Here is a 2,571-nt window from a genome sequence, read left to right as displayed (position 1 = left end):
GCCCCTGCGCTCACGCGATAGCTATAGACGCCGGTCGCGAGCGGCGCACCCGCCGCGTCGCGCCCATTGAACGCGAGCTCCTGCCACCCCGCGCCGCGCGCGACGGGCTCCATGCTCGCGACACGCCGGCCGCTCACGTCGAACACGTCGAGCCGCACCTGGGCAGGTGCCGGCAGAGCGAAGCGCACCACGGTGCCGTCGCGGAACGGATTCGGCGCGTTCGGTCGCAGCGCGAGCTGCGCCGGCAATGCGCCGGGCGCGACGTCGGCCGCGCCGATGTTTCGCATCAGCACGATGACGTCGGCGATTTCGTCGGTGAGCGCCATGTCCAGGTCACCGTCGTTGTCGGAGTCGTAGAGCACCGCGCACGATGGATTGCTGGGAGCGGTGAAGTCCTGTTGGAACGCGAAGTTTCCGGCGCCGTCGTTCAAGAAGTAGCGCCAGATGCCGCCGCTGTAGACCGACAGCACCAGGTCGGGATCGCCATCGCCGTCCAAGTCGCCCAGGTCCACCGACGGGGTGTGCGAGCCGGTCGAGTAGAGCGTCGCTGCGTCGAAGGTGCCGTCGCCATTGCCCAGCAGAATGGCGCCATTGCCGGACCCGTTGTTCGCGGTCGCGGCGTCCAGATTGCCGTCACCGTCCACGTCGTCGACCACCACCACCCACACCAGTCCGCCGCACGAGCGCGCAGGCCCCGCCTGCGTAAAGGTGCCGTCGCCGTTGCCGCGCATCACGCGCACATCGCCGCTGCCGTTGCCGGCCACCACCAGATCGGCGATGCCGTCGTTGTTCATGTCCGCGGCGACCAGGCCGTATTCGCCATTCACGCCACCCTCGAAGAACGTGGGCGGGCTGAAGACTCCGGCGCCGTTGTTGATGAGCAGGCCGAGGTTGTCGTCACCCTGATTCGCGGTCGCGATGTCGGGGTCGCCGTCGCCGTCCACGTCGAGCGTGGTGATGCCGTGCGGGGTGTCACCGGCCGAAAGGTTCTGAATCGACGAGAACGTGCCGTTGCCAGCGCCGAGCATCACGGCGGTGGTCGAAACGTACGACGCGTCGATGCACAGATCGGTGTTGCCGTCGTTGTTGAAGTCCGCCGGGTCGTTGGGGCTAGATTCGAAGCCGATCGGCTGGGCCGGCAGGAACGGTTGGTAGAGCCCCGAGCCGTCGGCGCGGCTCAGGCACACGCGCACATCCGAGCTGACCTCGTTGATGGTGGCCAGATCGATCCAGCCGTCGTTGTTCAGATCGGTGGCGGCCGCTCCATAGATGCGGGTCTGCACGTTGTTGATCCGATTGGTGATCGAGCCGAGCGACTGAAACGTTCCGCCCGGCAGGGTGCGAATCTGGAACTGGTAGAAGTAGCCGGCGCTTCGCAACGTGGTCAGATCGGCGGCCGCGAGATCGTGCGACAGGTTGATGCGCACGGTCTCGCCGGCCGAGAACGGCTCGCTCGGCTGAAAGCTCACCCGTTGATTGCCGTTCGAAAACGTGAACGCGCCGGTCTTGGTGCCGCTCGCGCGGCCGAACACGCGAAACGTGCTCGGCGTCACCGACGCCGGGTTGACCGGCTTGTCGAAGTCGATCACCACCGCAGCGGTCGGCTGCGCCACGGCATTGCGCGCCGGTGAGAGCTGCGTGACCGCGAGCGGCGCGGCATGGAGCGCGACGGCCGGAAGCGCCAGGCACGCGGCGAGCAGCAGGCCACACATCCGGGGGGAATGGGGTCGCATGAGATCTCCTAGGACCCGCAGCTTTGAACGCGACTGCGATCCTCGAATCGCACCGATCCGGAGACCCGTGCGATCTTCACGATGTCGAGTGGCTCGGTGAAGCTGAGCGTGACGGCGCAGCGATTTCCCGGCGACTTGAGCAGCACGTCGATGACGAGTGCACCGCGCGACATCTTCGCGTCGGCGACCTGAATCGAATAGCCGCCACTCGCGCGCTGACCCAGTGCCACCACGACCACCATCTCCTTCGTGAAATCGATGGTTGGAATCTGCGGGGGTGAGCCGACGGCCGCGAATGCGGTGGTCCACATCTGCTCGAGTGCGGCCTGATCGTTGATCACGGCTCGCAGCGGCGAGGTCAGCCCCGAGGTGTAGATGAGACCGGGTGCGTTCGGGGTGATGCGCACGATTTCAATTTCGCGCGAGCCGGCGAGATCGGAACCACAGCCGGCCAGCAGCGGCGCGAGCGTCAGCGCGAGAGCGAACCAGAGCTTCGAGCGAGTCACGGCATGGAAGTGCTTCATGGGTCTCCTCCGCCGGCCAGCGAGCCCGCAGCATAGCACGCGACTTTCGGGCGGCTACCCCAGCGAAATCATCAACCCCGCAGCCAGCGCCATCGCCAGTCCGAAGCGCTGCGGCACGCTCCAGCGCTCGCCCAGAAACGCGCGAGCGAGCAACACGCTGGTCGCCGGCGCCAGGTTGACGAGCGCCGAAACGATCGCCAGCGAACCGCCCTGCACCGCGAACCAGAACGCAGCGTTCGCCGACGAATCGAGCGCGCCGGCGCCAAGCGACCAGCCGCGCGCGGCGCGCGCAGCAGCGATGGCGATCCTCGCTC

General features: G+C 67.3%; 3 protein-coding genes. All 3 read right to left on the bottom strand.

The features are described 5' to 3' along the window. Positions 1–1,733 (bottom strand): hypothetical protein (locus HOP12_03855; protein NOT33286.1); only part of this gene is annotated, 1,733 nt, incomplete at its 3' end. Positions 1,734–1,741: 8 nt separating this feature from the next. Then, positions 1,742–2,257: a protease complex subunit PrcB family protein gene (locus HOP12_03850; protein ID NOT33285.1), complete on the bottom strand. Its 516-nt coding sequence runs from the start codon at positions 2,255–2,257 to the stop codon at positions 1,742–1,744. Between the two features lie 54 nt (positions 2,258–2,311). Continuing rightward, positions 2,312–2,571, bottom strand: a 260-nt coding sequence (locus HOP12_03845; GenBank protein NOT33284.1) for an EamA family transporter, incomplete at its 5' end; no start/stop codon positions are given.

Source organism: Candidatus Eisenbacteria bacterium (genome assembly GCA_013140805.1).
Classification (GTDB): domain Bacteria; phylum Eisenbacteria; class RBG-16-71-46; order RBG-16-71-46; family RBG-16-71-46; genus JABFRW01.
This window is presented reverse-complemented; position numbering and strand designations above follow the sequence as displayed.